Raw genomic sequence first — 573 nt, 5'->3', positions numbered from 1 at the left:
ACTACTCGCTGACCCCGACTATTTCGATTGTCGATCCTGCGTTTACCATGACCGTCCCCGCCGGCGTAACCGCCGATACCGGTTTGGACGTACTGACCCACGCGGTAGAAGCGTACGTTTCCGTACTGGCGAACGACTTTACAGACGGCCTCGCTCTGCAAGCCATCAAGCTCGTGTTCCAATACCTCGAACGCTCCTACAAACACGGTGCGGCCGATCCTGAAGCGCGCGAGCATATGCACAATGCCTCCACCATCGCAGGCATGGCGTTTGCCAATGCGTTCTTGGGCATCAACCACTCGATGGCACACAAAATCGGCGGCAAATATCACGTTCCGCACGGCCGTGCCAACGCCATCCTGCTGCCGCACGTCATCCGCTACAACGGCACGCGCCCGCAGAAAACCGCCACTTGGCCGAAGTACAACTACTACAAAGCCGACCTGAAATATCAGGAAATCGCCCGTACCTTAGGCCTGCCATGCAGCACACCGGCAGAAGGCGTCGAATCCTTCGCCCGCGCCTGCCACGAACTGTCGGTCAACGTCGGCATCAAAATGTCGTTGAAAGAGC

At 57.9% G+C, this 573-nt stretch carries 1 pseudogene; it reads left to right on the top strand.

What is annotated here, in order from left to right:
* Nucleotides 1-573, top strand: a pseudogene (locus ACTHUM_RS18005) (bifunctional acetaldehyde-CoA/alcohol dehydrogenase); the annotation flags it as partial.

This window comes from Neisseria sp. P0021.S006 (genome assembly GCF_051956895.1).
The sequence above is the reverse complement of the archived record's forward strand: the minus strand, read 5'-3'. Positions and strand labels throughout refer to the sequence as shown.